Source organism: Sphingomonas sp. GW821-FHT02B09 (genome assembly GCF_059421875.1).
Genome location: NZ_JBWKVV010000002.1, coordinates 950,725 through 973,445 on the forward strand (window position 1 = coordinate 950,725; position 22,721 = coordinate 973,445).

Annotated in this window: 18 protein-coding genes; 13 read left to right on the plus strand and 5 right to left on the minus strand. The window is 68.6% G+C overall.

Translation table 11 applies throughout. The features are described 5' to 3' along the window. Positions 1-30: 30 nt before the first annotated feature. The 5 genes from AC07U4_RS12460 to metH all read left to right on the plus strand — a co-directional run bounded on the left by AC07U4_RS12460 (position 31) and on the right by metH (position 6,052). The gene (locus tag AC07U4_RS12460) at positions 31-999 is read left to right on the plus strand and encodes an ArsR/SmtB family transcription factor (RefSeq protein ID WP_038663214.1); all 969 of its coding nucleotides are present in this window, start codon (positions 31-33) and stop codon (positions 997-999) included. Then, positions 996-1,937 (plus strand): methylenetetrahydrofolate reductase [NAD(P)H], encoded by a 942-nt coding sequence (metF, locus tag AC07U4_RS12465; protein WP_495195586.1) that lies wholly within the window; start codon positions 996-998, stop codon positions 1,935-1,937. Before AC07U4_RS12460 ends, metF begins: the two co-directional genes overlap by 4 nt. Positions 1,938-2,109: 172 nt before the next feature. Beyond that, on the plus strand, positions 2,110-3,156 hold the full coding sequence (locus tag AC07U4_RS12470; RefSeq protein ID WP_137899117.1) for a homocysteine S-methyltransferase family protein: 1,047 nt from the start codon (positions 2,110-2,112) through the stop codon (positions 3,154-3,156). Next, entirely contained in the window at positions 3,153-3,383 is a 231-nt protein-coding gene (locus AC07U4_RS12475) for a hypothetical protein (RefSeq protein ID WP_495195587.1), read from the plus strand. Before AC07U4_RS12470 ends, AC07U4_RS12475 begins: the two co-directional genes overlap by 4 nt. Continuing rightward, positions 3,380-6,052, plus strand: a complete 2,673-nt coding sequence (gene metH, locus AC07U4_RS12480) for a methionine synthase (RefSeq protein ID WP_137899115.1) — start codon at positions 3,380-3,382, stop codon at positions 6,050-6,052. Before AC07U4_RS12475 ends, metH begins: the two co-directional genes overlap by 4 nt. Positions 6,053-6,264: 212 nt before the next feature. Here metH and AC07U4_RS12485 read toward each other — a convergent pair whose 3' ends face one another. Continuing rightward, positions 6,265-7,473 carry a cation:proton antiporter gene (locus AC07U4_RS12485; RefSeq protein WP_495195588.1) on the minus strand — a complete coding sequence of 403 codons (1,209 nt, stop codon included), beginning with the start codon at positions 7,471-7,473 and terminating at the stop codon, positions 6,265-6,267. Between the two features lie 161 nt (positions 7,474-7,634). Between AC07U4_RS12485 and AC07U4_RS12490 the strand changes: the two genes are divergently transcribed. Continuing rightward, on the plus strand, positions 7,635-8,561 hold the full coding sequence (locus AC07U4_RS12490; protein WP_038663184.1) for a right-handed parallel beta-helix repeat-containing protein: 927 nt from the start codon (positions 7,635-7,637) through the stop codon (positions 8,559-8,561). A 180-nt stretch (positions 8,562-8,741) separates the two neighbouring features. Here the strand turns inward: AC07U4_RS12490 and AC07U4_RS12495 are convergent, their stop codons facing one another. The 3 genes from AC07U4_RS12495 to AC07U4_RS12505 all read right to left on the minus strand — a co-directional run bounded on the left by AC07U4_RS12495 (position 8,742) and on the right by AC07U4_RS12505 (position 12,061). Then, positions 8,742-8,933 (minus strand): hypothetical protein, encoded by a 192-nt coding sequence (locus AC07U4_RS12495; protein ID WP_038663182.1) that lies wholly within the window; start codon positions 8,931-8,933, stop codon positions 8,742-8,744. Positions 8,934-8,963: 30 nt separating this feature from the next. Next, positions 8,964-10,016, minus strand: coding sequence for a sialidase family protein (locus tag AC07U4_RS12500; protein ID WP_495195589.1), 1,053 nt, complete (start codon positions 10,014-10,016; stop codon positions 8,964-8,966). 386 nt (positions 10,017-10,402) lie between these two features. Next, positions 10,403-12,061 carry an alkaline phosphatase family protein gene (locus AC07U4_RS12505; RefSeq protein ID WP_495195590.1) on the minus strand — a complete coding sequence of 553 codons (1,659 nt, stop codon included), beginning with the start codon at positions 12,059-12,061 and terminating at the stop codon, positions 10,403-10,405. A gap of 91 nt (positions 12,062-12,152) precedes the next feature. Here AC07U4_RS12505 and AC07U4_RS12510 point away from each other — a divergent pair, with 91 nt between their 5' ends. From AC07U4_RS12510 to AC07U4_RS12535, 6 genes are all read left to right on the plus strand, one after another. Further along, a complete protein-coding gene (locus AC07U4_RS12510) occupies positions 12,153-14,147 on the plus strand; it encodes a protein-disulfide reductase DsbD family protein (RefSeq protein ID WP_495195866.1) in 1,995 nt (664 codons plus the stop codon). Positions 14,148-14,264: 117 nt separating this feature from the next. Beyond that, positions 14,265-15,761, plus strand: coding sequence for a circularly permuted type 2 ATP-grasp protein (locus AC07U4_RS12515; RefSeq protein WP_495195591.1), 1,497 nt, complete (start codon positions 14,265-14,267; stop codon positions 15,759-15,761). 151 nt (positions 15,762-15,912) lie between these two features. Further along, positions 15,913-16,848 (plus strand): alpha-E domain-containing protein, encoded by a 936-nt coding sequence (locus AC07U4_RS12520; RefSeq protein ID WP_038667203.1) that lies wholly within the window; start codon positions 15,913-15,915, stop codon positions 16,846-16,848. After that, entirely contained in the window at positions 16,848-17,651 is an 804-nt protein-coding gene (locus AC07U4_RS12525) for a transglutaminase family protein (protein WP_137899075.1), read from the plus strand. Before AC07U4_RS12520 ends, AC07U4_RS12525 begins: the two co-directional genes overlap by 1 nt. 366 nt (positions 17,652-18,017) lie before the next feature. Next, a complete protein-coding gene (locus tag AC07U4_RS12530; RefSeq protein ID WP_495195592.1) occupies positions 18,018-20,102 on the plus strand; it encodes a catalase in 2,085 nt (694 codons plus the stop codon). Positions 20,103-20,289: 187 nt separating this feature from the next. Beyond that, positions 20,290-21,267: a cell wall hydrolase gene (locus tag AC07U4_RS12535; protein WP_495195593.1), complete on the plus strand. Its 978-nt coding sequence runs from the start codon at positions 20,290-20,292 to the stop codon at positions 21,265-21,267. 9 nt (positions 21,268-21,276) lie between these two features. On the opposite strand, the gene AC07U4_RS12540 is transcribed toward AC07U4_RS12535, so the two are convergent. Next, entirely contained in the window at positions 21,277-22,068 is a 792-nt protein-coding gene (locus AC07U4_RS12540; RefSeq protein ID WP_495195594.1) for an arginyltransferase, read from the minus strand. Between the two features lie 221 nt (positions 22,069-22,289). Between AC07U4_RS12540 and AC07U4_RS12545 the strand changes: the two genes are divergently transcribed. After that, positions 22,290-22,535 carry a hypothetical protein gene (locus AC07U4_RS12545; protein WP_495179252.1) on the plus strand — a complete coding sequence of 82 codons (246 nt, stop codon included), beginning with the start codon at positions 22,290-22,292 and terminating at the stop codon, positions 22,533-22,535. Positions 22,536-22,721 lie beyond the last annotated feature (186 nt).

Below are 22,721 nucleotides of genomic sequence, written 5' to 3' on the forward strand. Positions count from 1 at the left end.
TATAAAGATATCTTTATATGTTGATGCGACATGACCCTCGCGCTCGATATCTTCCGTGCCTTAGCCGATGCCACGCGGCTGCGCATCTTCTCGCTGCTGCGCACGATGGAGCTGTCGGTGGGCGAGCTGGCGCAGGTGCTCGGCCAGAGCCAGCCGCGCGTCAGCCGCCATGTGAAGATCCTGTGCGACGCCGGCCTCGCCGAGCGGCGCAAGGAGGGGAGCTGGGTGTTCGTCGCGCTCGGCCGGGCGGCGGCGACGGGGCCGGTCGCGGTCGCGATCGACCAGTGGCACAAGACCGAGCCCGATCATTGGGCGGTCGCCGACGCCGCGCGGCTCGCCGCGGTGCGCGCCGATCGCGCGGCGAGCGCGGCGCAATGGTTCGAGGGCCATGCCGACGAATGGGATGCGATCCGCTCGCTCCATATCGCCGAGAGCGAGGTCGAGGCGGCGATGGCGCAGGTGCTCGGCGACGGACCGCTCGGCAGCCTGATCGACATCGGCACCGGCACCGGGCGGATGCTCGAACTGTTCGGCGATCAGGCGGACAGCGCGCTCGGTATCGACCGGTCGTCGGAGATGCTGCGGCTCGCCCGTGCCAAGCTGCACGACCGTGCCAATACCGAATTGCGCCAGGCGGACCTCTATGCGCTGCCGATGGCGGACGGCGCGGCGGATGTCGCGATCCTGCACCACGTGCTGCATTTCGCGCAGCAGCCCGGTGCGGCGATCGCCGAGGCGGCGCGGGTGCTGGGGCAGGGCGGGCGGTTGCTGATCGTCGACTTCGCGCCGCACGATCGCGAGGACCTGCGCACGCGCGACGCGCATACCCGGCTGGGCTTCGCGGACGACCAGATCGCGGGCTGGTTCGGCAATGCCGGGCTGGCGCTCGCGCGGACCGAGACGCTCAAGGGCGGCGAATTGACGGTGACATTGTGGCTCGGACGCAAATCGGGCGCGAGCCTGCGTGAAGTGCCTTTGAAAAAGGTTGGGGTGGCATGACGATTTCGGTGAACCAGCTCGAAGAGGCGCAGATCGCGCTCAAGGCGCCGCTCTATGCGGACGTCGCGGGGGATATCGACGTTTCGTTCGAATTCTTCCCGCCCAAGAACGAAAAGATGGAAGAGCAGCTCTGGGATGCGGTGCGGACGCTCGAGCCGCTCGCGCCGAGCTTCGTGTCGGTGACCTATGGCGCGGGCGGCTCGACGCGTGAACGGACGCACGCCACGGTGGCGCGCATCCAACGCGAGACGTCACTGGCGGCGGCGGCGCATCTGACCTGCGTCGAGGCGACCAAGGCGGAGATCGATCAGGTCGCCGAGGAATATTGGGCGGCGGGCGTGCGGCATATCGTCGCGCTGCGCGGCGATCCGCCCGCGGCCGGCGCGAAATTCGCCAGCCATCCCGGCGGGTATGAGAATGCGGCGGCGCTGGTCGCCGGGCTCAAGCGACTGCATCCGTTCGAGATTTCTGTGGCGGCCTATCCCGAATGCCATCCCGATTCGCCCGACATGACGGCAGACATCGACAATCTGAAGCGCAAGTTCGACGCGGGTGCGACGCGGGCGATCACGCAATTCTTCCACGAGCCCGAGACCTTCTTCCGCTATCGCGATCAGGTCGCCGCGGCGGGGATCGACGCCGAGATCGTGCCGGGGATCATGCCGGTGACCAATTTCGCCAGCGTCGTGCGGATGAGCAAGATGTGCGGCACCGATGTGCCGGCGTGGATGGCGCGGCTGTTCGACGGGCTGGAGGATCATCCGGCGTCGCGGCAACTGATCGCGGCGACGCTGGCGGCGGAGCTGAGCCGCAAGCTCTATGCGGGCGGGGTGAAGTCGCTCCACTTCTACACGCTCAACCGGGCCGAGCTGGCGTTCGCGATCTGCCACCTGCTGGGGGTGCGGTCGAAGCCGGTGGCGAGCGTCGCGGCGGCGTGAACAATTCCTCCCCCGCAAGGGGGAGGTGGCGCCGCGAAGCGGTGACGGAGGGGGAGGACGGGGTGGCGCTTCGTTGGAAGCATATCGTGTCCTCCCCCACCACCACTCGGCTGACGCCGAGCGGTCCCCCTCCCCCTTGCGGGGGAGGACTTAAGTTGAGATCGGACGTAGCATGACCACACGCGACACATTCCTTGCCGAGGCCGCCAAGCGCATCCTGATCACCGACGGCGCGTTCGGCACCGAGATCCAGAACTGGAAGCTGTCCGAGGCGGATTATGCCGGCACGCTCGGCCTGAGCCATGACCAGAAGGGCAACAACGACATCCTCGCGCTGACCAAGCCGGAGGTGCCCGAGTCGATCCACCGCGCCTATTTCGAGGCGGGGGCGGATATCGCCGAGACCAACACCTTCTCCGCCAACAAGATCAGTCAGGCCGATTACGGCGCCGAGCATCTGGTCCGCGAGATCAACGTCGAGAGCGCGAGGATGGCGCGGCGCGTCGCCGACGAGTTCCAGGCGAAGGACGGGCGTCCGCGCTTCGTCGCCGGGGCGATCGGGCCGACCAACAAGACGCTGTCGCTGTCGCCCGACGTCAACGATCCCGGCTATCGCGAGATCGACTTCGACTATCTCAAGGACGTGTATCGCGAGCAGATCGACGCCCTGGTCGAGGGCGGTGCCGACTTCGTCCTGATCGAGACGGTGTTCGACACGCTCAACGCCAAGGCGGGGATCATGGCGGCGCTGGAGGCGGGCGATGCCTTGGGGCGCGACCTGCCGATCATGATGTCGATGACGCTCACCGATCTGTCTGGCCGCAACCTGTCGGGCCATACGGTCGAGGCGTTCTGGCATGCGGTGCGCCATGCCAAGCCGCTGACGATCGGGCTCAATTGTTCGTTCGGTGCGGAGCAGTTGCGGCCGCATGTGAAGACGCTGAGCGAGATCTGCGACACGCTGATCATGATCTACCCCAATGCCGGCCTGCCCAACGAACTCGGCGCCTATGACGAGGCACCGGCGACGACCGCGGGGCTGGTCGGGGAGTGGGCGCAGGCGGGGCAGGTCAACGTGCTCGGCGGCTGCTGCGGTTCGACCCCGGCGCATATCGCGGCGATCGCCGAGATGGCGCGCGGCGTGACGCCGCGGCCGGTGCCGGTCGCGCCGGTGCGGACGCGGCTGGCCGGACTCGAGCCGTTCACGATGGCGGCATGACCCCCTTCGCCATCATCGCGCGGCTCAACGCCGCCCGTATCCACCACACGATCACCAGCATCAGGGACGATGCGCTTTTGATCGATGCGGCGGTGCCGGGCGAACGGTGGGAGATCGAGGTGTTCGAAGACGGCCACGTCGAAGTCGAACGCTACCGATCCGATGGCGAGATCGCGGACGAAGCCGCCCTTACCGATTTGCTTGCTCGTTTCTCGGATAATTCATGACCATTTCCTCCGCCCAGTTCGTCAATATCGGCGAGCGCACCAACGTCACCGGCTCGGCGCGCTTCAAGAAGCTGGTGATGGCCGGCGATTACCCCGCTGCGGTCGCGGTGGCGCTGCAGCAGGTCGAGGCGGGCGCGCAGGTGCTCGACGTCAATATGGACGAGGGCCTGCTCGACGCGCACGAGGCGATGACGACCTTCCTCAAGCTGATCCAGGCCGAGCCCGATATCGCGCGCATCCCGGTGATGGTCGATTCGTCCAAGTGGGACGTGATCGAGGCGGGGCTGAAATGCGTCTCCGGCAAGCCGATCGTCAATTCGATCAGCATGAAGGAAGGCGAGGAGGCGTTCCTGCATTATGCGCGGAAGTGCATGGCCTATGGCGCGGCCGTCGTCGTCATGGCGTTCGACGAGGTCGGCCAGGCGGACACCAAGGAGCGCAAGGTCGAGATCTGCTCGCGCGCCTATGAGCTGCTGATCGGCATCGGCTTTCCGCCCGAGGACATCATCTTCGATCCCAACGTCTTCGCGGTCGCGACGGGGATCGAGGAGCATAACAATTACGGCGTCGACTTCATCGAGGCGTGCCGCGAGATCAAGGCGCGCTGTCCGCACGTCCATATCTCGGGCGGCCTGTCGAACCTGTCGTTCAGCTTCCGCGGCAACGAGCCGGTGCGCCGCGCGATGCACTCGATCTTCCTCTATCATGCCATTCCCGCAGGCATGGACATGGCGATCGTCAACGCCGGCCAGCTCGACGTCTACGACACGATCGATCCCGAGCTGCGGACGGCGTGCGAGGACGTCATCCTCAATCGCGATCCCGAGGCGGGCGACCGGCTCGTCGCGCTGGCGGAGAAATATCGCGGCACCGATGCGGTGGCGGAGAAGGCGGCGGCGGAATGGCGCTCGCTCCCCGTCACCAAGCGGCTGGAATATGCCTTGGTGAAGGGCATCGACGCGCATGTCGTCGACGATACCGAGGAATGCCGCCAGCAGTTCGCACGGCCGATCGAGGTGATCGAGGGGCCGCTGATGGACGGAATGAACGTCGTCGGCGACCTGTTCGGTTCGGGCAAGATGTTCCTGCCGCAGGTAGTGAAGAGCGCGCGCGTGATGAAGAAGGCGGTGGCGCATCTCCTGCCGTTCATCGAGGCGGCCAAGGAGCCCGGCGCCAAGGGCAAGGGCAAGATCGTGATGGCGACGGTGAAGGGCGACGTCCACGATATCGGCAAGAACATCGTCGGCGTCGTGCTCCAGTGCAACGGCTTCGACGTGGTCGATCTCGGCGTGATGGTGCCGTGGACCAAGATCATCGAGGCGGCGAACGAGAATGACGCCGATATGATCGGCCTGTCGGGGCTCATCACCCCGTCACTGGATGAGATGGTGACCGTCGCCGAGGAGATGAAGCGCGCGGGCATGACGATGCCGCTGCTCATCGGCGGCGCGACGACGTCGAAGGTGCATACCGCGCTGCGCATCTCGCCCGCCTATGACGGGCCGATCGTCCATGTGCTCGACGCGAGCCGCGCGGTCGGCGTCGCGACGACGCTCGTCTCCGATACGCAGCGCGACGCCTATGTCGCCGGCGTCGCCGAGGATTACGAGAAGGTGCGGCTGGCGCGCGCCAACAAGGGGCAGAACGACCTGCTGCCGCTCGCCGAGGCGCGCAAGCGCGGCTTCGTCGCCGATATGGCGCTCAAGGCGCCGCCGGTCGCCAAGCCGGGCGTGCACGTGTTCGACGATTGGGACCTCGCCGACCTGCGCCAATATATCGACTGGACGCCGTTCTTTCGCGCCTGGGAGCTGGCCGGCAATTTCCCCGCGATCCTCACCGACGAGGTGGTCGGCACCAGCGCGACCGGCCTGTACGAGGACGCGCAGGCGATGCTCGATACGATCATCGCCGAGAAATGGCTGACCGCGCGCGGCGTCGCGGGGCTCTGGGCCTGCCATCGGCACGACGACGACGTCTGGGTCTATACCGAGCATCGCGAATCGCATCGCAGCCCCGATGGCGCGAGCATTCCCGAAGGCTTCCATATCCCCAATCTCGACCGCACGCAGGAAGCGAGCGTGCGGCTGCCGTTCCTGCGCCAGCAGATCGCCAAGCGCGAGGGGCGGGCGAATATGTGCCTCGCCGATTTCATCGATCCGGCGGGCGACTGGATGGGCGGCTTCGCGGTCGGCATCCACGGCATCGACGCGCATATCGCGCGGTTCAAGGCGGACAACGACGATTACAACGACATCCTGCTGAAGGCGCTGGCGGATCGCCTCGCCGAGGCGTTCGCCGAGGCGCTGCACGCGCATGTCCGCCGCGACCTGTGGGGCTATGCGCCCGACGAGCAGCTCACCAACGAGGCTTTGGTGCGCGAACAGTATCGCGGTATCCGCCCGGCACCGGGCTATCCCGCCTGTCCCGAGCATAGCCTCAAGCGGATGCTGTTCGACATGCTCGACGTCGAGGGCAATGCCGGGCTGGAGCTGACCGAGAGTTTCGCGATGCTGCCGACCGCGGCGGTCAGCGGCTTCTACTTCGGCCATGCGCAGGCGGAATATTTCGGCGTGGCGCGGATCGGGCAGGATCAGGTGGCCGATTATGCCGCGCGGCGCGGCGTCGACGTCGCGCTGGCGGAACGTTGGCTGCGGCCGAACCTCGACTAAGGGGGGCCGGTCTGCGCTTCGGCTGCACCCTCCACGCCGTCACCCCGGACTCGTTCCGGGGTCCACCGGGCCGCGAGGGAACGGCATAACGTCAGCCCTTCTCCTAGCCGCGGAGTGGACCCCGGAACCAGTCCGGGGTGACGGTGTGGGCTTGGAGAGCGACTCCAGTGAACGGCTGGATGTGATCGCCATCCCCCAAGGGCAGGGGCGTCCTAGAACCCGCGTTTCCTCAACGCCGGGTCGCGGCGGAGCAGCGGTGCGACGACCGGGATGGTCAGCATCGTGCTCGCCACCGCCATCAGCAGCAGCGCGGTGAACGTCTCGTTGGTGATGATCTTCTTGTCCAACAGGATGTTGACGAAGATGATCATGATCAGCGCCTTGGTCTGGAGCAGCCAGCCGATCGCCTTGGCGTCGCCCTTCGGCCATTTGAGGATGCGGCCGGCGAGGTGGATGCCGGCGAGCTTGCCGCCGACCGAGGCGGCGAGCAACAGCGCGGCGACGGCGAACACCGCCGCGCCCCCCACGCCCCATTGCGTCTTGAGACCCGTCGACAGGAAATAGACCGGCATCACCGCGAGCAGGATGGTCTGGCGGAAGCGGTCCATCCGCGCCTCGCCGAACCAGCGCGCATCGAGCACCGCACCCGCCAGGAAGGCGCCGACCATGAAGTGCAGCCCGGCCCAGTCCGCCGCGAAGCCGCACAAAGCGAGCCAGATCAGCCCGACGTACCAGCGGTCGTTCTCGCCGAGCGCGCGCAGCAGCTTGCGGATCGCCCAGGTGGCGATGGCGAAGCCGACGAGGAAGCCGCCCTGCCGCCCGACCCGCTCCCAGTCGAGCAGGATCAGCGCGAGCACGCCCCAGATCGCGATATCGTCGAGGCTGGCGTAGCGCAGCACGCGCTGGCCGAGCGGTTCGCGCAGGATGTCGAGCTTCTCCATCAGCAGCACGAGGATCGGCAAGGCGGTGACCGCGCAGGCCATGCCGATGCCGAGCACCACCTGCCATTCCGCCCCCGCCGCGCCGCGCCAGCCGGGATAGCGGAGCATGATCAGCGCCGCGATGCTGCCCGCGACCAGCGGCACGCCGAGCGCGAGGCCGGCGGTGACCCCGGTCTCGCGGCGGCGGCGCCACGCCTCGCCGAGGTCGAGTTCGAGCCCCGCCACCCAGACGAACAGCATCACCGACCACCAGGCGATGCCGTTGAGCGCGCTCATCGTCGGCGCGGTGAAGACGAAGGCGTAATAATCGGGGAAGATCGCGCCGAGCACGCCCGGCCCGAGCAGGATGCCGCCGATGATCTGCACGACGACCAGCGGCGCCCAATAATCGGTGCGCCCGACCCGCCAGACCAGCCACGGCAAGGTGAAGATGATGAGGATCGCGAGGAGGAAGACCTCCGTCGGTGACATGGCGTGCATTCTGCCCTCCCGTGGCGACCCCCCGGTCGCCTTATCGTTACGGCGGCGATAGCCGATCCATGGTTGGGACCGCAATCATTCTGACGTCGCGGGTCATTCCGGGACAGGCGGGCGTGCGGATCGCAGCGGCGGCGGCGCGCTTCAGGCGATAGGATGCGGCGATGACCCGCATGATCCTCGCGCTCGCGCTGCTCGCCGCCCCGGCCTCCGCCCAATCGGGCAAGCCGTTCACCATCGCCGAGACCGGGCAGGGCTTCGACGATCTGCAGGCGGCGGTGTCGTCGGTGCGGATGGGGACCGCGACGATCCGCATCGCCCCCGGCGTCTACCGCCAATGCGCGGTGCAGCAGGGCGGCCGCATCACCTTCCAGGCGGTGACGCCGGGCACCGCGATCTTCGAGAAGGAGGCGTGCGAGGACAAAGCGGCGCTGGTGCTGCGCGGGCAGGGATCGGTGGTCGATGGGCTGGTGTTCCGCGGCTATCGCGTGTCCGACGGCAATGGCGCGGGCATCCGCACCGAGATGGGCGACCTGACCGTCACCAATGCGATGTTCCTCGACAGCCAGGAGGGCATTCTGGGCGGCGAGCCGAGCGGCCAAAGGATCACGATCGACCGCTCGACCTTCGCGGGGCTCGGCCAGTGCGACGAGGCGGTCAATTGCTCGCATGCCATCTATCTCGCCAATCGCGGGCAGGTGACGATCACCCGCTCGCGCTTCGAGCGCGGCACCGGCGGCCATTACGTCAAGCTGCGCGTGCCCAACGTCGTCATCACCGACAACAGCTTCGACGATACCGCCGGCGCCAAGACCAATTACATGATCGATTTGCCGGAAGGCGCGCGCGGCCTGATCGCGCGCAACGGCTTCGTCCAGGGTCGCGGCAAGGAGAACAGCAGCGGGCTGATCGTGGTGGCGGCGGAGGCGAAGACCTATCCGTCGGCGGGGCTGCGCATCGAGGACAATGACGCGCGGCTCGCGCCGGGCGCGCCGGGCAATCCGGCGTTCGTCGCCGACCTCAGCCACGAGCGGCTGGCGGTGGGCGCGAACCGGCTGGGGCCGGGCATACGAATGTTCGAGACGCGGTGAGCGTCGGGGGGATTGGCGGGCGCTGAAGTTCCTCCCCCGCCAGGGGGAGGTGGCATGCCGAAGGCATGACGGAGGGGGAGGACACGGAACCGAAGTGGTCGCTTACCTCCCCCTCCGTCACGGCTTCGCCGCGCCACCTCCCCCTGGCGGGGGAGGAATTGGACTGAACGTCGCCCGACCCTAGCGGTCGCGGCGCGCGGCGCGGACGATCACGGCGGTCGACAGCAGGATCGACGACACCAGCGCGCCGACCGACAGCAAGCCGCCCGGCGTCATCGTCAACTCCGCGCGCAGCCGGCCGCGCTTGCCGATGCGGAGCGCGATCGCGGCGCGCTGGACGGCGGGGCGTGCGGGCAGGGCGGGGGTTTCCATGCCGCTCCAACGATCGACCGGCGGCGGCGTTCAATCGCTACGGGGCAGCCGCCGCGGATCGATCACGACATGGCGGATGCGGGTGCGGTTCCAGGTGTAGCTGACATGGACCAGCCCGTCGCGGGTCTGGATGACCGCGGGATAGGCATAGCCGTCGGGGCGCGGCTTGCTCTCCAGCGTCAGCACGTGATGCCAGCGGATGCCGTCGCCGGACAGCGCGACGTCGAGCGGATAGCGCGGGCCGTCGCCGGGCCGGTCGGGCCAATGCGCGCTGTGATTGTAGACGATCAACTGCCGGCCGTCGGCGAGCGTCACCGCATCGGTGCCGGCGTTGGGATTGGGCAGGTCGATCGCGGCGAGCGGCGACCAGCTGCGGCCGTCGTCGCGCGACCAGCTCATCGCCAGCGCCCCCTGTCGCGTCCGCGCGACGAGTTCGAGGCGACGATCGGGGAAAGCCAGCACGCTCGGCTGGATCGCCTCGATCCCCATCGGCGAGGGGATGGCGGGCTCGACCTGCCACGTCCGTCCGGCATCGGTGGAGCGCTCCATGCGGACGAACCAGCGATTGTGTTCGGGCGTGCCCTCCTCGCGGCTGGACGGGGCGAGCCACGCGCCGCCGGGCGTCACCACCGGCTTGTTCTTGATCGGCCCGAGCACGCCGTCGGGAAGGCGGCGCGGCGCGCTCCAATGGCGCCCGCCGCCGCCGGAGGTGATCACCATCCCCCACCATTCGCGCGGGTTGGGGCCGACCTTGTAGAACAGGTGGAGCGGTAGCCCTGCGGGCTGGAACAGCACCGGGTTCCAGGTCGGGAAGCGCCGGCCGTCGGCTGTGCGGCCGTCGGCGACGCTCACGGGTCTGTGCCAGCCGGACCGGTCGTGGCGGGCGAACCAGATGGTGACGTCGGGCCGGCTCTCGCCGCTGCCGCCGAACCAGGCGGCGGCGATCGCGCCGTCGGGCAGTTCGACCAAGGTCGAGGCATGCGCCTGTGGATAGGGCGGGGCGGGGTCGATGAACTCGCTGCGCAGGATCGGCGTGGCGAGGGCGGTGGCGGCGAGGAGCGGCGCGGCGAGGGCGAGGAGCATGGCGGGTTTTTACCCCGTTCGGGCGCGGGGGCCATGGTTTGTTGGTCGACGGGAGGTGTGTGTGTCGGTCGTCGGTCGGGTTGGAATTGGTCGGGGTTGGGTGGGACTCACCTGCCCTTCGACAGGCTCAGGGCGAACGGTTTTTCTTGGGGTGCGGGCTGACGGGCATGTCTGCGAGGTGACGGCATTCCCTTTACGCCGCGAAAGCGAGACTTTCGCCACAGTCGGTCGGCTTAGAACTTGAGCGTACCCCGGCGGAGGCCGGGGCCCAGTTGGGTGGAGGTCCGTTATGACTTACAGCGGCCTTCCCGACTGGGCCCCGGCCTTCGCCGGGGTACATGGGTGCTTTGGGAGGTTCTGCTCCTACGGCAGCCCAAGGGCGCGCATCACCGCGCGCACGTATCCGCGGCGCCGGGGTCGAGGTCGAGGCAGCGGCCGTCGAGGCCCTTGACCGGCAGGCCGATCGTCGCCGCCAGCGTCGGGGCGATGTCGACTGTCTCCACCGACAGCGGCTGTTCGAAGCCGGGCATGGTCTTGCGCCAGAACAGGATCGGCACGCGGCGGTCATAGTCCCACGGCGAGCCGTGCGTCTCGACATAGCCGGGGCCGGGCGATTCGATCGTCGTGATGCGCGGCTTGAGCAGGACGAGCAGGTCGCCCGAGACGCCCGGGTCGAACGAGGCGCGGGCGCGTTCGAGCAGCGTCCAGGTCTCGGGCGGGGTCGTCGCGAACGGCTGGGCGGCGATCTGTGCCCTGGTGAAGGCGGCGGCGACCTGCGGCTGCGCGGCGAAGCGCTTCTGCGCCTCGGCGAGCACACGCGCACGGTTGGCGGGCGACAGGCCCTTGGCGAGATAGACGTCGCCCTCGGCACCGACCAGCACCGGCCCCTTGAGGCCGAGCGCCGCCGATACCGCGGCGTCGACCGTCTTGATCGACGCGTCGGCGGAGACGTGCTGCTCCATCGGCATCGCATGCTGCTGCTGCCGCTCGGTCATGTCGTGCGCGCCGTGGTCGGCGGTCAGCACCACCTCGTAATCGAGGTTCCAGCTGTCGAGCGCGGCGAAGAAGCCGGCGAGCGTCTGGTCGAGCTGGTCCATCTGGATGCACATCTCGGTACCCTGGGTGCCGAGCGAATGGCCGATATAGTCGGTCGCCGAGGCGCCGATGTCGATGATGTCGGTGGTCTGGCCCTGGCCCAGCTTCATGTCCTGGATCAGCCCGGCGGCGATCGCGAAGACCGCGGCGTCGCTGGCAGGCGAGGCGCGGAACGCCTTGAGGTCGCCCGCGGCGCGCTCGAACCGGCCCTGGCCGTAGACGGTGCCGGCGACGGTGATCGGCCGGTTCAGCGGCTGACAGAAAGCGGGCAGCGGCAGCGCCTCCTGCGGCCGGGCGATCAGCGCGGCGACCGCGTCACGACCGCGCTGCACCGCGCGCGGCACGGCGCGGCCGGCATAGCTGCTGTAGGTCTTGCCGTCCCACCACCACAGTTCGTCGACCTTGTGGCCGCCCATCATCACCGCGGCGCGATCCTTGCCCGCGACCGAGACGACGCGGGTGGCGGGGCGCGCCGCCTTCATCATCTCGCCCAGCGTCGGCACCTTGAGGTGTCTGTCGCTGACGACGTAAGTGTTGTGGTCGGTGCCGGGGACGGTCTCGTCCTCGGTGCAATAGACGGTCTTGTCGGGGCGGGCGATCGACTGGTCGATCCAATTGTTGGCGACGATGCCGGTGTGCGCGGGACGCATGCCGGTGAGGATCGTCGAATGGCCCGGGCAGGTCTCGGTCGCGGCATGGCTCTGATAGCCCGAGGGGAAGACCGCGCCGGTCAGCAGCCGCGCGAAGCCGCCGGTGAAATGGCTGCGATATTGCTGGAACAGATCGGCGGAAAACTGGTCGACCGAGATCGCGACGATCAGCCGCGGCGGCGTGGTCGGTGCCGGTGCCGGGGTGGCCGCCGGCGCTGCCGGCGCGGGCGCCTGTTGGGCGGCGGCGGGGGCCGCGGCTGCGGCGGAGGCGAGCAGGGCGGCGGCGATCAGCGCTTTCATCGGGAACACTCGTTTTACGGGGCCGGCATCGCTATGGCGATGGGCGATGGATCGGGCAACTAGGGTCGGGCGGCACGCCGCCGATGGAGCGATGCGCGCACTGTGTTGCGCGCTGATGACGTTGGCCTTGATGTGGGCGGGCGCGGCGCATGCCGATCTCGCGCCGGCGGACGGGCCGAAGCATCTCGCCATGCGGCTGGTCGCGGAGAGCGATACGCCGCGTGCCGGTGCGCCGGTGACATTGGCGATCGACACGCGGCCGGCGCCGGGCTGGCACGGCTATTGGCGCAATCCGGGCGATGCCGGCTTCGCGCCGTCCTTCGCCTGGACCCTGTCCAAAAGCGCGGCGGTCGACGGCGCGCCGCAATGGCCGGTGCCGACGACGCTGCTGATCGCCGGGCTGATGAACTATGTCTACGAGGCGCCTTATGCGCCGCTGGTGACCTTGAGGGTGCCGGCGGGGCTGGCCAAGGGCACCCCGCTGCCGGTGCGGCTGGCGATCAACTATCTCGTCTGCACCAATGCGATCTGCGTGCCCGAGCAGCAGGATCTCAGCCTCGACCTGACGGTGGGCGACGGCGCGGCGTCGCATGGCGCGGACTTCGACCGCTGGCGCAGCGCGATCCCCAAGCCGCTCGACGCGGCGGGGACGTATCAGGTCAAGGACGGCAAGCTCGTCATCGCGGTGCCGCTGCCGGCGGCGGCGAAGGTGGAGAACCCCGCCTTCTTCCCGTTCGGGCCGGACATGGTCAAATATGCCGCGCCGCAGACGGTGACGCGCGACGGCGACCGGCTGCTGATCGCCACCGAAGGCGCGCCCAAGGGGCGGATCGCCGGCGTGCTGCGCATCGGGCCGGACCTCGGCCTCGGCATCCACGCCGATGCCGGGACGGTGGCGCAGGCGAGCGATCGCAGCGGCTGGGCGGCGGCGCTGCTCGCCTTCGCCGGCGCGGTGCTCGGCGGGCTGATCCTCAACGTCATGCCCTGCGTCTTCCCGATCCTCAGCCTCAAGGCGCTGCACCTCGCCCGCGGCGGCGAGGACGAGCGCGCGGCGCGGATCGATGCCTTGGGCTATATGCTGGGCGCGGTGCTGATGTGCGTCGCGCTGGGCGGGCTGATCCTGGCCTTGCGTGCCGGCGGGTCGGTGGTCGGCTGGGCGTTCCAGTTGCAGGACCCGCGGATCGTCGTGTTGCTGATCGCGCTGACCTTTGCGATCACGCTCAACCTCGCCGGGCGATTCGAGGTGCCGGTGCCGCAATTCGCGTCGCATGGCGGCGCGGCGGGGTCGGTGGCGACGGGGGCGCTGGCGGCGTTCGTGGCGACGCCGTGTTCGGGGCCGTTCATGGGTGCGGCGCTCGGTGCGGCGCTGGTGCTGCCGTGGCCGGCGGCGCTGGCGGTGTTCGCGGGGCTCGGGCTGGGGCTGGCGCTGCCGTTCCTGGCGATCGGTTTCGTGCCGGCGCTGCGGCGACGGCTGCCGCGGCCGGGGCTGTGGATGGAGCGGTTCCGGCGCGTGCTCGCGGTGCCGATGGCGCTGACCGTGCTGGCATTGCTGTGGCTGGCGTGGCGGCAGGCGGGGGCGACCGGCTTGGCGATCGGGATCGCGACGATGGTCGTCACTGGCGTGGTGCTGAGCCTTGGCGGGCGGCGGCAGAAGCGGGGCGAGGGCTTCGGCTGGGCGCTGGCGCTGGCGGCGCTGGTGGTGCCGGCGGGGCTGGCGGCGGCGCTGACCGGTGGCGCGGCCAAGCCCGCGGCGGTCGGCGGCGACGCGTTCAGCGAGTCGCGGCTGGCGGCGCTGCGCAAGGAGGGGCGGCCGGTGTTCGCCTATTTCACCGCCGACTGGTGCCTGTCGTGCAAGGTCAACGAGGCGTCGTCGATCGACACCGCAGCGACGCGCGCGGCCTTCGCGAAGAACAAGGTCGCGGTGCTGGTGGGCGACTGGACCGATGGCGATCCCGCCTTGGGACGGTTCATCCAGTCGCACAATCGCGCCGGCGTGCCGCTGTACCTCTATTACGCGCCGGGCGCCGCCGAGCCGCGCGTCCTGCCGCAGGTGCTGACCCCGGGAATGCTGGCGGGCCTGAAATAAGTCCTCCCCCAAACGGGGGCAGAATTTAGACGGTTAACGTCTTGCCAACCCTCTTGTGCGGCGCAGCGTTTCCTCGCAGCATGGAACTTGCATCACGTGGAGGGCTTTGACGTTCCGATGGGGAAACGACCGGCGTTCGACGAGATCATGGGGATGGACGGCGATACGCCGCCGCGCCCGGCATTGGCCGCCCTCGGGCGCTGGCTGGAGGAGACGCCCGACGACGAACTGCGCCGGCGGCAGGAGGCGGCGGAGACGACCTTCCGCCAGCTCGGCATCACCTTCGCGGTCTATGGCGATACCGATACGCGCGAGCGGATCATCCCGTTCGACATCGTGCCGCGCGTCTTCCTCGCCGACGAATGGTCGCGGCTGTCCGAAGGGCTGGTGCAGCGGGTCGAGGCGATCAACGCCTTCCTCGACGACATCTATGGCGAGCGCCGCATCCTGAAGGACGGCGTGCTGCCCGAGGACCTGATCCTCGGCAATCCGCAATTCCGCCCCGAGATCGCCGGCATGCGGCCGCCGCACGGCATCTGGGCGCATATCTGCGGCATCGATCTGGTGCGCACCGGCCCGGACGAATTCTACGTGCTGGAGGACAATGCGCGCACGCCCTCGGGGGTGAGCTATATGCTCGAGAACCGCGAGGCGATGGTGCGCCTGTGCCCCGAGCTGTTCCGCGAATATCGCGTCGAGCCGGTCGACAGCTATCCCGACCGGTTGCTGGAAACGATGAAGTCGGTGGCGCCGCGCGGCGGATCGTCGGGGCCGGTCTGCGTGGTGCTGACGCCGGGCCATTACAATTCGGCCTATTACGAACACAGCTTCCTCGCCGATTCGATGGGGATCGAGCTGGTCGAGGCGGCGGATCTGGTCGTCGACGACGATATCGTGTGGATGCGCACGATCGCCGGGCGGGTGCGCGTCGACGTCATCTATCGCCGCGTCGACGACGATTATCTCGATCCTTTGGTGTTCCGCGCCGATTCGATGCTCGGCGTGCCGGGGCTGATCGCCGCTTATGCCGCGGGCAACGTCGCGATCATCAACGCGCCCGGCAACGGCATCGCCGACGACAAGGCGATCTATAGCTATATGCCGGAGATCGTGCGCTTCTATTCGGGAGGCGAGGCCAAGCTGCCCAATGTGGAGACGTGGCGCTGCCGCGAACCGCAGGCGCTGCGCTACGTGCTCGATCATCTCGACGAGGTCGTCGTCAAGCTGGTCGACGGTTCGGGCGGCTATGGCATGCTGGTCGGGCCGACCGCGTCGCGCGCCGAGATCGAGGCGTTCCGTGCCGCGCTGATCGCCGAGCCGCACCGCTATATCGCGCAGCCGACGCTGGCGCTGTCGACGGTGCCGACGCTGGCCGACAGCGGCCTCAGCCCGCGCCACGTCGACTTCCGCCCGTTCGTGCTAAGCGGATCGAAGGGCGTGCAGGTGGTGCCCGGCGGGCTGACACGGGTGGCGCTCAAAGAAGGCTCGCTGGTGGTCAATTCGAGCCAGGGCGGCGGCACCAAGGACAGTTTCGTGCTGATGGCCGACAGTCCGTTCCAGCGGCAGACGCAGACGATGGGCGGGATGACGCAGGCGCAGGGGTTCGGAGCATGAATGCGGGAAAAATCCTCCCCGGCACGGGGAGGGGGACCGCGACGCGCAGCGGCGTGGTGGAGGGGGGCTTCCTCATACGATCGCGCTTGTGGAGCCCCCCCTCCACCAGCTTCGCTGGTCCCCCTCCCCGTGCCGGGGAGGAATGGGTATGATGCTCTCGCGGACGGCGTCGTCGCTCTACTGGCTCGGCCGCTATATCGAGCGCGCCGATTTCTTCGCGCGGCTGATCGAGGCGACCGTGCGGCTCGACGTCATGTCGTCGCGCCCGGCAGGCGAGGTGGCCTGGTCGTCGGCACTCGCCGTCACCGATACCGAAGCCGATTTCGCGGCGCATGGCGGCGAACTGACGCAAAGCGACGTGGTGCGGTTCCTGACGCTCGACACCAGCCATGGCGGCTCGGTGATCCGCTGCCTCGATCGCGCGCGCAACAACGCCAAGGCGGTGCGCACCGCGCTGAGCCGCGAGGCGTGGACCGCGATCAACCGCGCGTGGCTGGTGTTCGAGAACCGCCACCGGATCGGCGAGACGCAGGCGACGCTGAGCCTCGTCGAGGCGGTGAAGAACGAGACGCGCGGCTTCGAGGGCGCGGTGCACCAGATGCTGCGCAACCAGTCGCACTGGTTCATCCGGCTGGGACAGGCGGTCGAGCGCGCCGACAACAGCGCGCGGCTGCTCGACGTCAAATACCATATCCTGCTGCCCGAGGGCGAGACGGTCGGCGGCGTCGTCGATCGCGACCAGTGGACGACGATCCTCCAGACCGTGTCGGCGGTCACCGCCTATCGCTGGCTTTATTCGGACGGGCTGACGCCGGCCAACGTCATCGACCTGCTGATCGCCAGCCGCGAGCTGCCGCGCAGCCTCGTCGCCTCGTCGGAGATCACCGTCGACATCCTCGGCCTGCTGGCCGAACGCACCGGCAGCCATGGCGAGGCGGACCGGATGGCGCGGATGCGCGCGGCGCGGCTCGGCCGCACCCGCTCGGGCGAGGTGATCGCCAGCGGCCTGCACCAATATCTGCAGGCCTTCATCCGCGAGAACGGCCAGTTGCACGAGGCGATCGGCCGCCAGTTCCGGTTCGTCTGATGCGCCTGTCGATCGATCACCGCACCGTCTATCGCTTCAGCGAGCCGCAGAGTCGGCTCGTCCAGATGCTGCGCATGACGCCGGAGAACAGCCACGACCAGACGGTGGCGCGTTGGCGGATCGACGTCGATTGCGACGCCAGGATGCGGCGCGGGCGCGACGGCTTCGGCAATGCGGTCACGATGCTGTATGCCGAAGGGCCGATCGCCGATATCGAGATCGCGGTGCGTGGCGAAGTGCTGACCAGCCATTCCGACGGCGTCGTGCGCGGCGTCAACGAGGTGCTGCCGCCGGCGGTGTTCCTGCGCGCGACCGAGGCGACGCCGCGCGATCCGGATATCGCGGCGTTCGCCGCCGAGGTGACCGGCGCGGCGGACGGCGCGGTGGGCAAGCTGCACGCGCTCAATCGCGCGGTGAACGCCCGCTTCGCGGTCGATCGCACCCGGCCCGAGCCGGGATTGAGCGCCGCGGCGGCGTTCGCGCGCCCGGCGGCGACCTCGCGCGACCTGGCGCAGATCTTCACCGTGGCGGCGCGATCGCTCGGCCTGCCGGCACGCTACGTGTCGGGGTATAGCGTGGTCGAGGGTTCGCTGCGGCCGACGCCGCACGGCTGGGCGGAGGCGCATGTCGACGGGCTCGGCTGGGTCGGCTTCGATCCGTTCACCGGCCGGTCGCCGCAGGAGGAGAGCGTGCGCGTCGCGGCGGCGCTCGACGCCTCCGGCGCGGCGCCGGTGGCGGGATCGCGGCTCGGCGAGGGCGAGGAGGAACTCGACGTCGCGGTGACGGTGTCGGCGGCGCAATAGCGGCCTGTCCCATTGCGCAATTCCTCGCTTGCGATAGCGGGGCTGTCGCATCTGGCCGCTCGTGCGAGCCTGTCGTCTTCCAAGCTTGCCCCCGTCACCCCGGACTTGTTCCGGGGTCCACCGGGCCGCAAGAGCAGGGTGTCGAACCAAGCCTTTCTCCTCGCCGCAGAGTGGACCCCGGAACGAGTCCGGGGTGACGGGGTGGGTTTGGAGCACGAGCGACTTACACCTACGTCCCTATGCGATGGCCCTGCCCTGACGGGGAGGAATTGCGGCCGGCTCCTGCGAAAGTTTCCGGCGCGAAGGCACTGACGCAGGCCAGCTTCGTTGAGAGCGGGAACCATCCCTTCGATGCGAGACACCCCCATGACCGATACGCTCCTGAACCCCGGCAACGGCGGCGAGACGCATCAGACCACCGATGCGGACCATCCGGTGCTGACCACCAATCACGGCACGCCGGTCAGCGACAACCAGAACCAGCTCAAGGCCGGGGCACGCGGTCCCGTCCTGCTCGAGGACGAGGTCTATCGCGAGAAGATCAACCATTTCGATCACGAGCGTATCCCCGAGCGGATCGTCCACGCCCGCGGCTCGGCGGCGCACGGCTATTTCGAATGCACCGAGAGCCTCGCCGACATCACCGTCGCCGACATGTTCCAGAAGAAGGGCCAGCGCACCGAGGTGTTCACCCGCTTCTCGACCGTCGCGGGCGGCGCCGGGTCGGTCGACACGCCGCGCGACGTGCGCGGCTTCGCGGTCAAATTCTACACGCGCGAAGGCAATTGGGACCTCGTCGGCAACAACATCCCGGTGTTCTTCATCCAGGATGCGATCAAGTTTCCCGACCTGATCCACGCCGCCAAGATGGAGGCCGATCGCGGCTATCCGCAGGCGGCGACCGCGCACGACACCTTCTGGGACTTCATCAGCCTGATGCCCGAATCGACCCATATGATCATGTGGGCGATGTCGGACCGGACGCTGCCGCGCACCTTCGCCAATATGGAGGGGTTCGGCGTCCACACCTTCCGCTTCATCAACAAGGAGGGGAAGAGCACCTTCGTCAAGTTCCACTGGAAGCCGAAGGCGGGCCTCGCCTCGACGATCTGGGACGAGACGGTCAAGGTGGCGGGCGCCGATCCGGACTTCCAGCGCCGCAACCTGTTCGAGAGCATCGATCGCGGCGACTTCCCGACGTGGGACCTCGGCGTGCAGCTGTTCGACGAGGAGTTCGCCAACAGCCAGCCCTATGACGTGCTCGATGCGACCAAGATCATCCCCGAGGAAGTGCTGCCGGTGAAGATCGTCGGCCGGATGGTGCTCGATCGCTATCCCGACAATTTCTTCGCCGAGACCGAACAGGCGGCGTTCGTGCCGAGCCATGTCGTCCCCGGCATCGGCTTCTCCAACGATCCGCTGCTCCAGGGACGGCTGTTCTCCTATACCGACACGCAATTGTCGCGCCTGGGCTCGGTCAACTTCCACCAGCTGCCGATCAATTCGGCCAAGGGCCGTGCCGCGGCGGCGGGCTGCCCGTTCCTGAACCAGCAGCGCGACGGTCACATGCAGATGGCGGTGCCCAAGGGCCGCGCCAATTACGAGCCCAACAGCCTCGCCAAGGTCGGCGAGGAGGCCGGCGCGCGCGAGGATCCGGACAAGGGCTACAAGACTTTCCCGTCGGAGGAAGAGGGGCAGAAGCTGCGCATCCGGCCGGAGAGCTTCGCCGATCACTACAGCCAGGCGCGGCTGTTCTTCCGCTCGATGGATCCGGCGGAACAGGCGCATATCGCCTCGGCCTTGGTGTTCGAACTGTCGAAGGTCGGGCTGGAGCATATCCGCACCGCGATGATGGCCAATTTGCGCAACGTCGACGAGGACCTCGCCGCGCGCGTCGCCGACGGGCTGGCGATGGACCTGCCGCCGGCGTCGCCGACCGCGGCACCGGTGCTCGACATGGACCCGTCGCCGGCGCTGCGGATCATCCGCGGGCCGCTCGAGCGCCATACGCTGGAGGGCCGTTCGGTCGGTATCCTCATCGCCGACGGCAGCGATGCCGCGGCGCTCGCCTCTCTCAAGGATGCGGTGAAGGAAGCCGGTGGCCGCGCGGTGCTGGTCGCGCCCAAGGTCGGCAAGGTGCCGCTGTCGGACGGTTCGTCGGTCGCGGCGGATTCGCAGCTGTTCGGTCAGCCTTCGGCGACGCTCGACGCCTGCGCGGTCATCCTGTCGGAGGCGGCGACCGCCAAGCTCGTCAAGGAAGCCGCGGCGGTGCAATGGGTGATGGACGCGTTCGGGCATCTCAAGGCGATCGGGTTCAACGCCGAGGCCAAGCCGCTGCTCGACAAGGCCGGCGTCGAGGCGGACGAGGGCGTCACCGATCTCGGCGGCTTCGTCGAGGCGGCGAAGCAGCGCTATTGGGATCGCGAATCGAAGGTGCGCACGCTGGCGTGATGTCGGTCCTTGGGGATTAATCCACCGTCATGCCGGACTTGATCCGGCATCCCGCTTCTTCACCGTCCAAGGAAGCGGGACCCCGGCGCAGGACCGGGGTGACGGGGTGGATTCGGGTATGTCCCGGTTAACCCGATCATAAGTCGGGGCGTTTATCGCCAGTCGCGTGAGACGCTGGCGGACTTCGATGATCGAACGGGGCTTCCTGGGGCTGGCATTGCTGGTCACCTCGTCGTGCGCGCCGCATCGCGAGGCGGCGACCGCCGGCGGACAGGCGCAGCCGGTGGCAAACCCGCAGCAATTGCTCCACGCTTTGGCGCTCGATACGCCGGGGCTCGCAGGATTGCCCGCGACTCTGCGCGCCTCCGTCGCCGACGATGCGGCACCGGCGTTCGTGCAGGCCGCGCCGGCCTTCCTCGCGCAGGCGCAGAGCCAGGACGATGCGGCACGCGCCGCCGACTGCCTGACCGCCGCGGTCTATTACGAAGCGCGCTCGGAGCCGCTCGACGGCCAGCGCGCGGTGGCGCAGGTGGTGCTCAACCGGGTGCGCGACCGCGCCTTTCCGCACAGCGTCTGCGGCGTGGTGTTCCAGGGATCGCAGCGACGCACCGGCTGCCAATTCTCCTTCACCTGCGACGGATCGATGGCCTATCGCCGCGACCCCGCCGCCTGGCAGCGCGCACGCGCGGTGGCCGAGGCGGCGCTGGCGGGCAGCGTCTATGCGCCGATCGGGGCCGCGACCTTCTATCACACCAATGCGATCCTGCCGTGGTGGGCGTCAAGCCTCGCGCGGATCGGCGCGGTCGGCGCGCATATCTTCTACCGCTGGCGCGGGGCGATGGAGGGCGCGTTGAGCTTCCGCGCCGCTTATGCCGGCGTCGAGCCGCTGCCGTTGCAACCCGATGTCGCCGACGCGGCGGCGCAGACCGCGGCGCTGTATCGCGACAGCGGCGCGGACGGCGGCGTCACCGTGCACCGCGGTCAGGTGGCGGCGATCGTCCGCCCCGATGCGCCCGCCGCCTCCACGCCCGCCGCGATTGCGAACGCGGTCGCCGCGCCGCGGATCACCGTCGCCGCGGGGGTGCGCGTCCATCTCGGCAGCGTCGCGCCACAGCGCTTCGTCACCGCCGGCGCCACGGTCGGCGAAGAGACCGACCCGAGCTGATCCGCCCGGTCAGGCGGGGGCGAGCGCCGGCTCGCGCGCCGCCGGTGTGACCACATCCTCTTCGGTAAGCAGCCGCCAGCCGTTCGGCCCGAGCACTTCGAGCGGGCGATAGCGCGTCTTATACGCCATGCGCGCCGAGCCCTTCACCCAATAGCCGAGATAGACGAACGGCAGCCCCGCATCGCGGGCGCGGGCGATATGATCCATGATGATGACGTTGCCGAGTCCCGGACGCGCCTCCGCCCCCTCTTCGTCGGCGGCGAAGAAGCTGTAGATCATCGACAATCCGTCCGCCTGCCGATCGGTGAGGCAGGCGCCGACCAGTTCGCCGCGCGATCCGTCGGTGGTGCGGGTGCGATATTCGACGATCATCGAGTTGACCGGCGAATGCTCGATCATGTCGGCGTAATCGTCCTCGTCCATCCCGGCCATGCCGCCGCCGGGGTGGCGCGCGGCGAGGTAGCGGCGGAGCAACTGGAATTGCTCGTCGGTCGCCCATGGGCGGCAGACGGCGATTTCGAGGTCGCCGTTCCGGCGCAGCAGCTTGCGCTGGCTGGCGTTGGGCGCGAATTCCTGCGTGACGATGCGCACCGAGACGCAGGCGGTGCAGCCCGCGCACGACGGACGATAGGCGACGCCCTGCGACCGGCGGAAACCGATCCGGCTGAGCGCGTCGTTGAGCTCGCCGGCATGCGGGCCGCTCAATTCGGTAAAGACCTTGCGCTCCTGACGCCCCGGCAGATAAGGGCAGGGGGCGGGGGTCGTGACGAAAAAGCGCGGAAAACGAAAAGGCGCAGTCACCGCCGGCAATCCCCTGGAACGTGCCACGCGCGATGCGGTGCCGTCGATCTATGAATGCACCGCGGCGCGCTGCAAAGTGGCATTCGGATCAAAAAAGGTTAATTTCTGGCTAAGTGTGTTGCCGCAACCATAGTCGGCTCCAAAACGGGACGATGTTGCGCTGCAGGAACAAAGTTGGTAACCAGTCGTTCCCGGTATCCATTCCGCTTGGAGTTTTGTTTATGTCGAAGACTTTCGCTGGTTCGCTCGCCGCCTTGGCGATGATTGCCGCTCCGGTCGCTGCTAGCGCCGCGCCTGCCAACCCCGCCGCGTCGCTGTCGGTCGCCAAGTCGGTCCGCGCCAGCGCGCCGTCGTCGAAGAAGAGCGAGCTGGCCGGTGGCGGTCTCCTCGCCGCGCTCATCGTTGCCGGCGTTGTCGCGATCGGCGTCGTCGCCGTCGTGCAGGACGGCGATTCCGACAGCAACTAAGCTGACGGTTCGACCTGACGAAACGGGGGCTGCGCCACGGCGCGGCCCCCGTTTTCGTGTGGGTGGTGATTTTTGCGCCGCCTAGAGAGGGCTGGCGCATTTGGCGACGGCGATGAGGTTCGATCGGCTTCCCCATCAGGGTCGTCACCCCGGACGTGTTCCGGGGTCCACCCGGCCGCGGGGGAA

Bases quoted from the DNA above. Each gene is read 5' to 3' on its own strand.
- AC07U4_RS12545 (WP_495179252.1), top strand. From the start codon at position 22,290: ATGTCGAAGACTTTCGCTGGTTCGCTCGCCGCCTTGGCGATGATTGCC.
- AC07U4_RS12485 (WP_495195588.1), bottom strand. From the start codon at position 7,473: ATGCACGCCATGTCACCGACGGAGGTCTTCCTCCTCGCGATCCTCATC.
- AC07U4_RS12475 (WP_495195587.1), top strand. From the start codon at position 3,153: ATGACCCCCTTCGCCATCATCGCGCGGCTCAACGCCGCCCGTATCCAC.
- AC07U4_RS12510 (WP_495195866.1), top strand. From the start codon at position 12,153: ATGCGCGCACTGTGTTGCGCGCTGATGACGTTGGCCTTGATGTGGGCG.
- AC07U4_RS12460 (WP_038663214.1), top strand. From the start codon at position 31: ATGACCCTCGCGCTCGATATCTTCCGTGCCTTAGCCGATGCCACGCGG.
- AC07U4_RS12505 (WP_495195590.1), bottom strand. From the start codon at position 12,061: ATGAAAGCGCTGATCGCCGCCGCCCTGCTCGCCTCCGCCGCAGCCGCG.
- AC07U4_RS12535 (WP_495195593.1), top strand. From the start codon at position 20,290: ATGATCGAACGGGGCTTCCTGGGGCTGGCATTGCTGGTCACCTCGTCG.
- metH (WP_137899115.1), top strand. From the start codon at position 3,380: ATGACCATTTCCTCCGCCCAGTTCGTCAATATCGGCGAGCGCACCAAC.
- metF (WP_495195586.1), top strand. From the start codon at position 996: ATGACGATTTCGGTGAACCAGCTCGAAGAGGCGCAGATCGCGCTCAAG.
- AC07U4_RS12495 (WP_038663182.1), bottom strand. From the start codon at position 8,933: ATGGAAACCCCCGCCCTGCCCGCACGCCCCGCCGTCCAGCGCGCCGCG.
- AC07U4_RS12490 (WP_038663184.1), top strand. From the start codon at position 7,635: ATGACCCGCATGATCCTCGCGCTCGCGCTGCTCGCCGCCCCGGCCTCC.
- AC07U4_RS12470 (WP_137899117.1), top strand. From the start codon at position 2,110: ATGACCACACGCGACACATTCCTTGCCGAGGCCGCCAAGCGCATCCTG.
- AC07U4_RS12525 (WP_137899075.1), top strand. From the start codon at position 16,848: ATGCGCCTGTCGATCGATCACCGCACCGTCTATCGCTTCAGCGAGCCG.
- AC07U4_RS12515 (WP_495195591.1), top strand. From the start codon at position 14,265: ATGGGGAAACGACCGGCGTTCGACGAGATCATGGGGATGGACGGCGAT.
- AC07U4_RS12530 (WP_495195592.1), top strand. From the start codon at position 18,018: ATGACCGATACGCTCCTGAACCCCGGCAACGGCGGCGAGACGCATCAG.
- AC07U4_RS12500 (WP_495195589.1), bottom strand. From the start codon at position 10,016: ATGCTCCTCGCCCTCGCCGCGCCGCTCCTCGCCGCCACCGCCCTCGCC.
- AC07U4_RS12520 (WP_038667203.1), top strand. From the start codon at position 15,913: ATGCTCTCGCGGACGGCGTCGTCGCTCTACTGGCTCGGCCGCTATATC.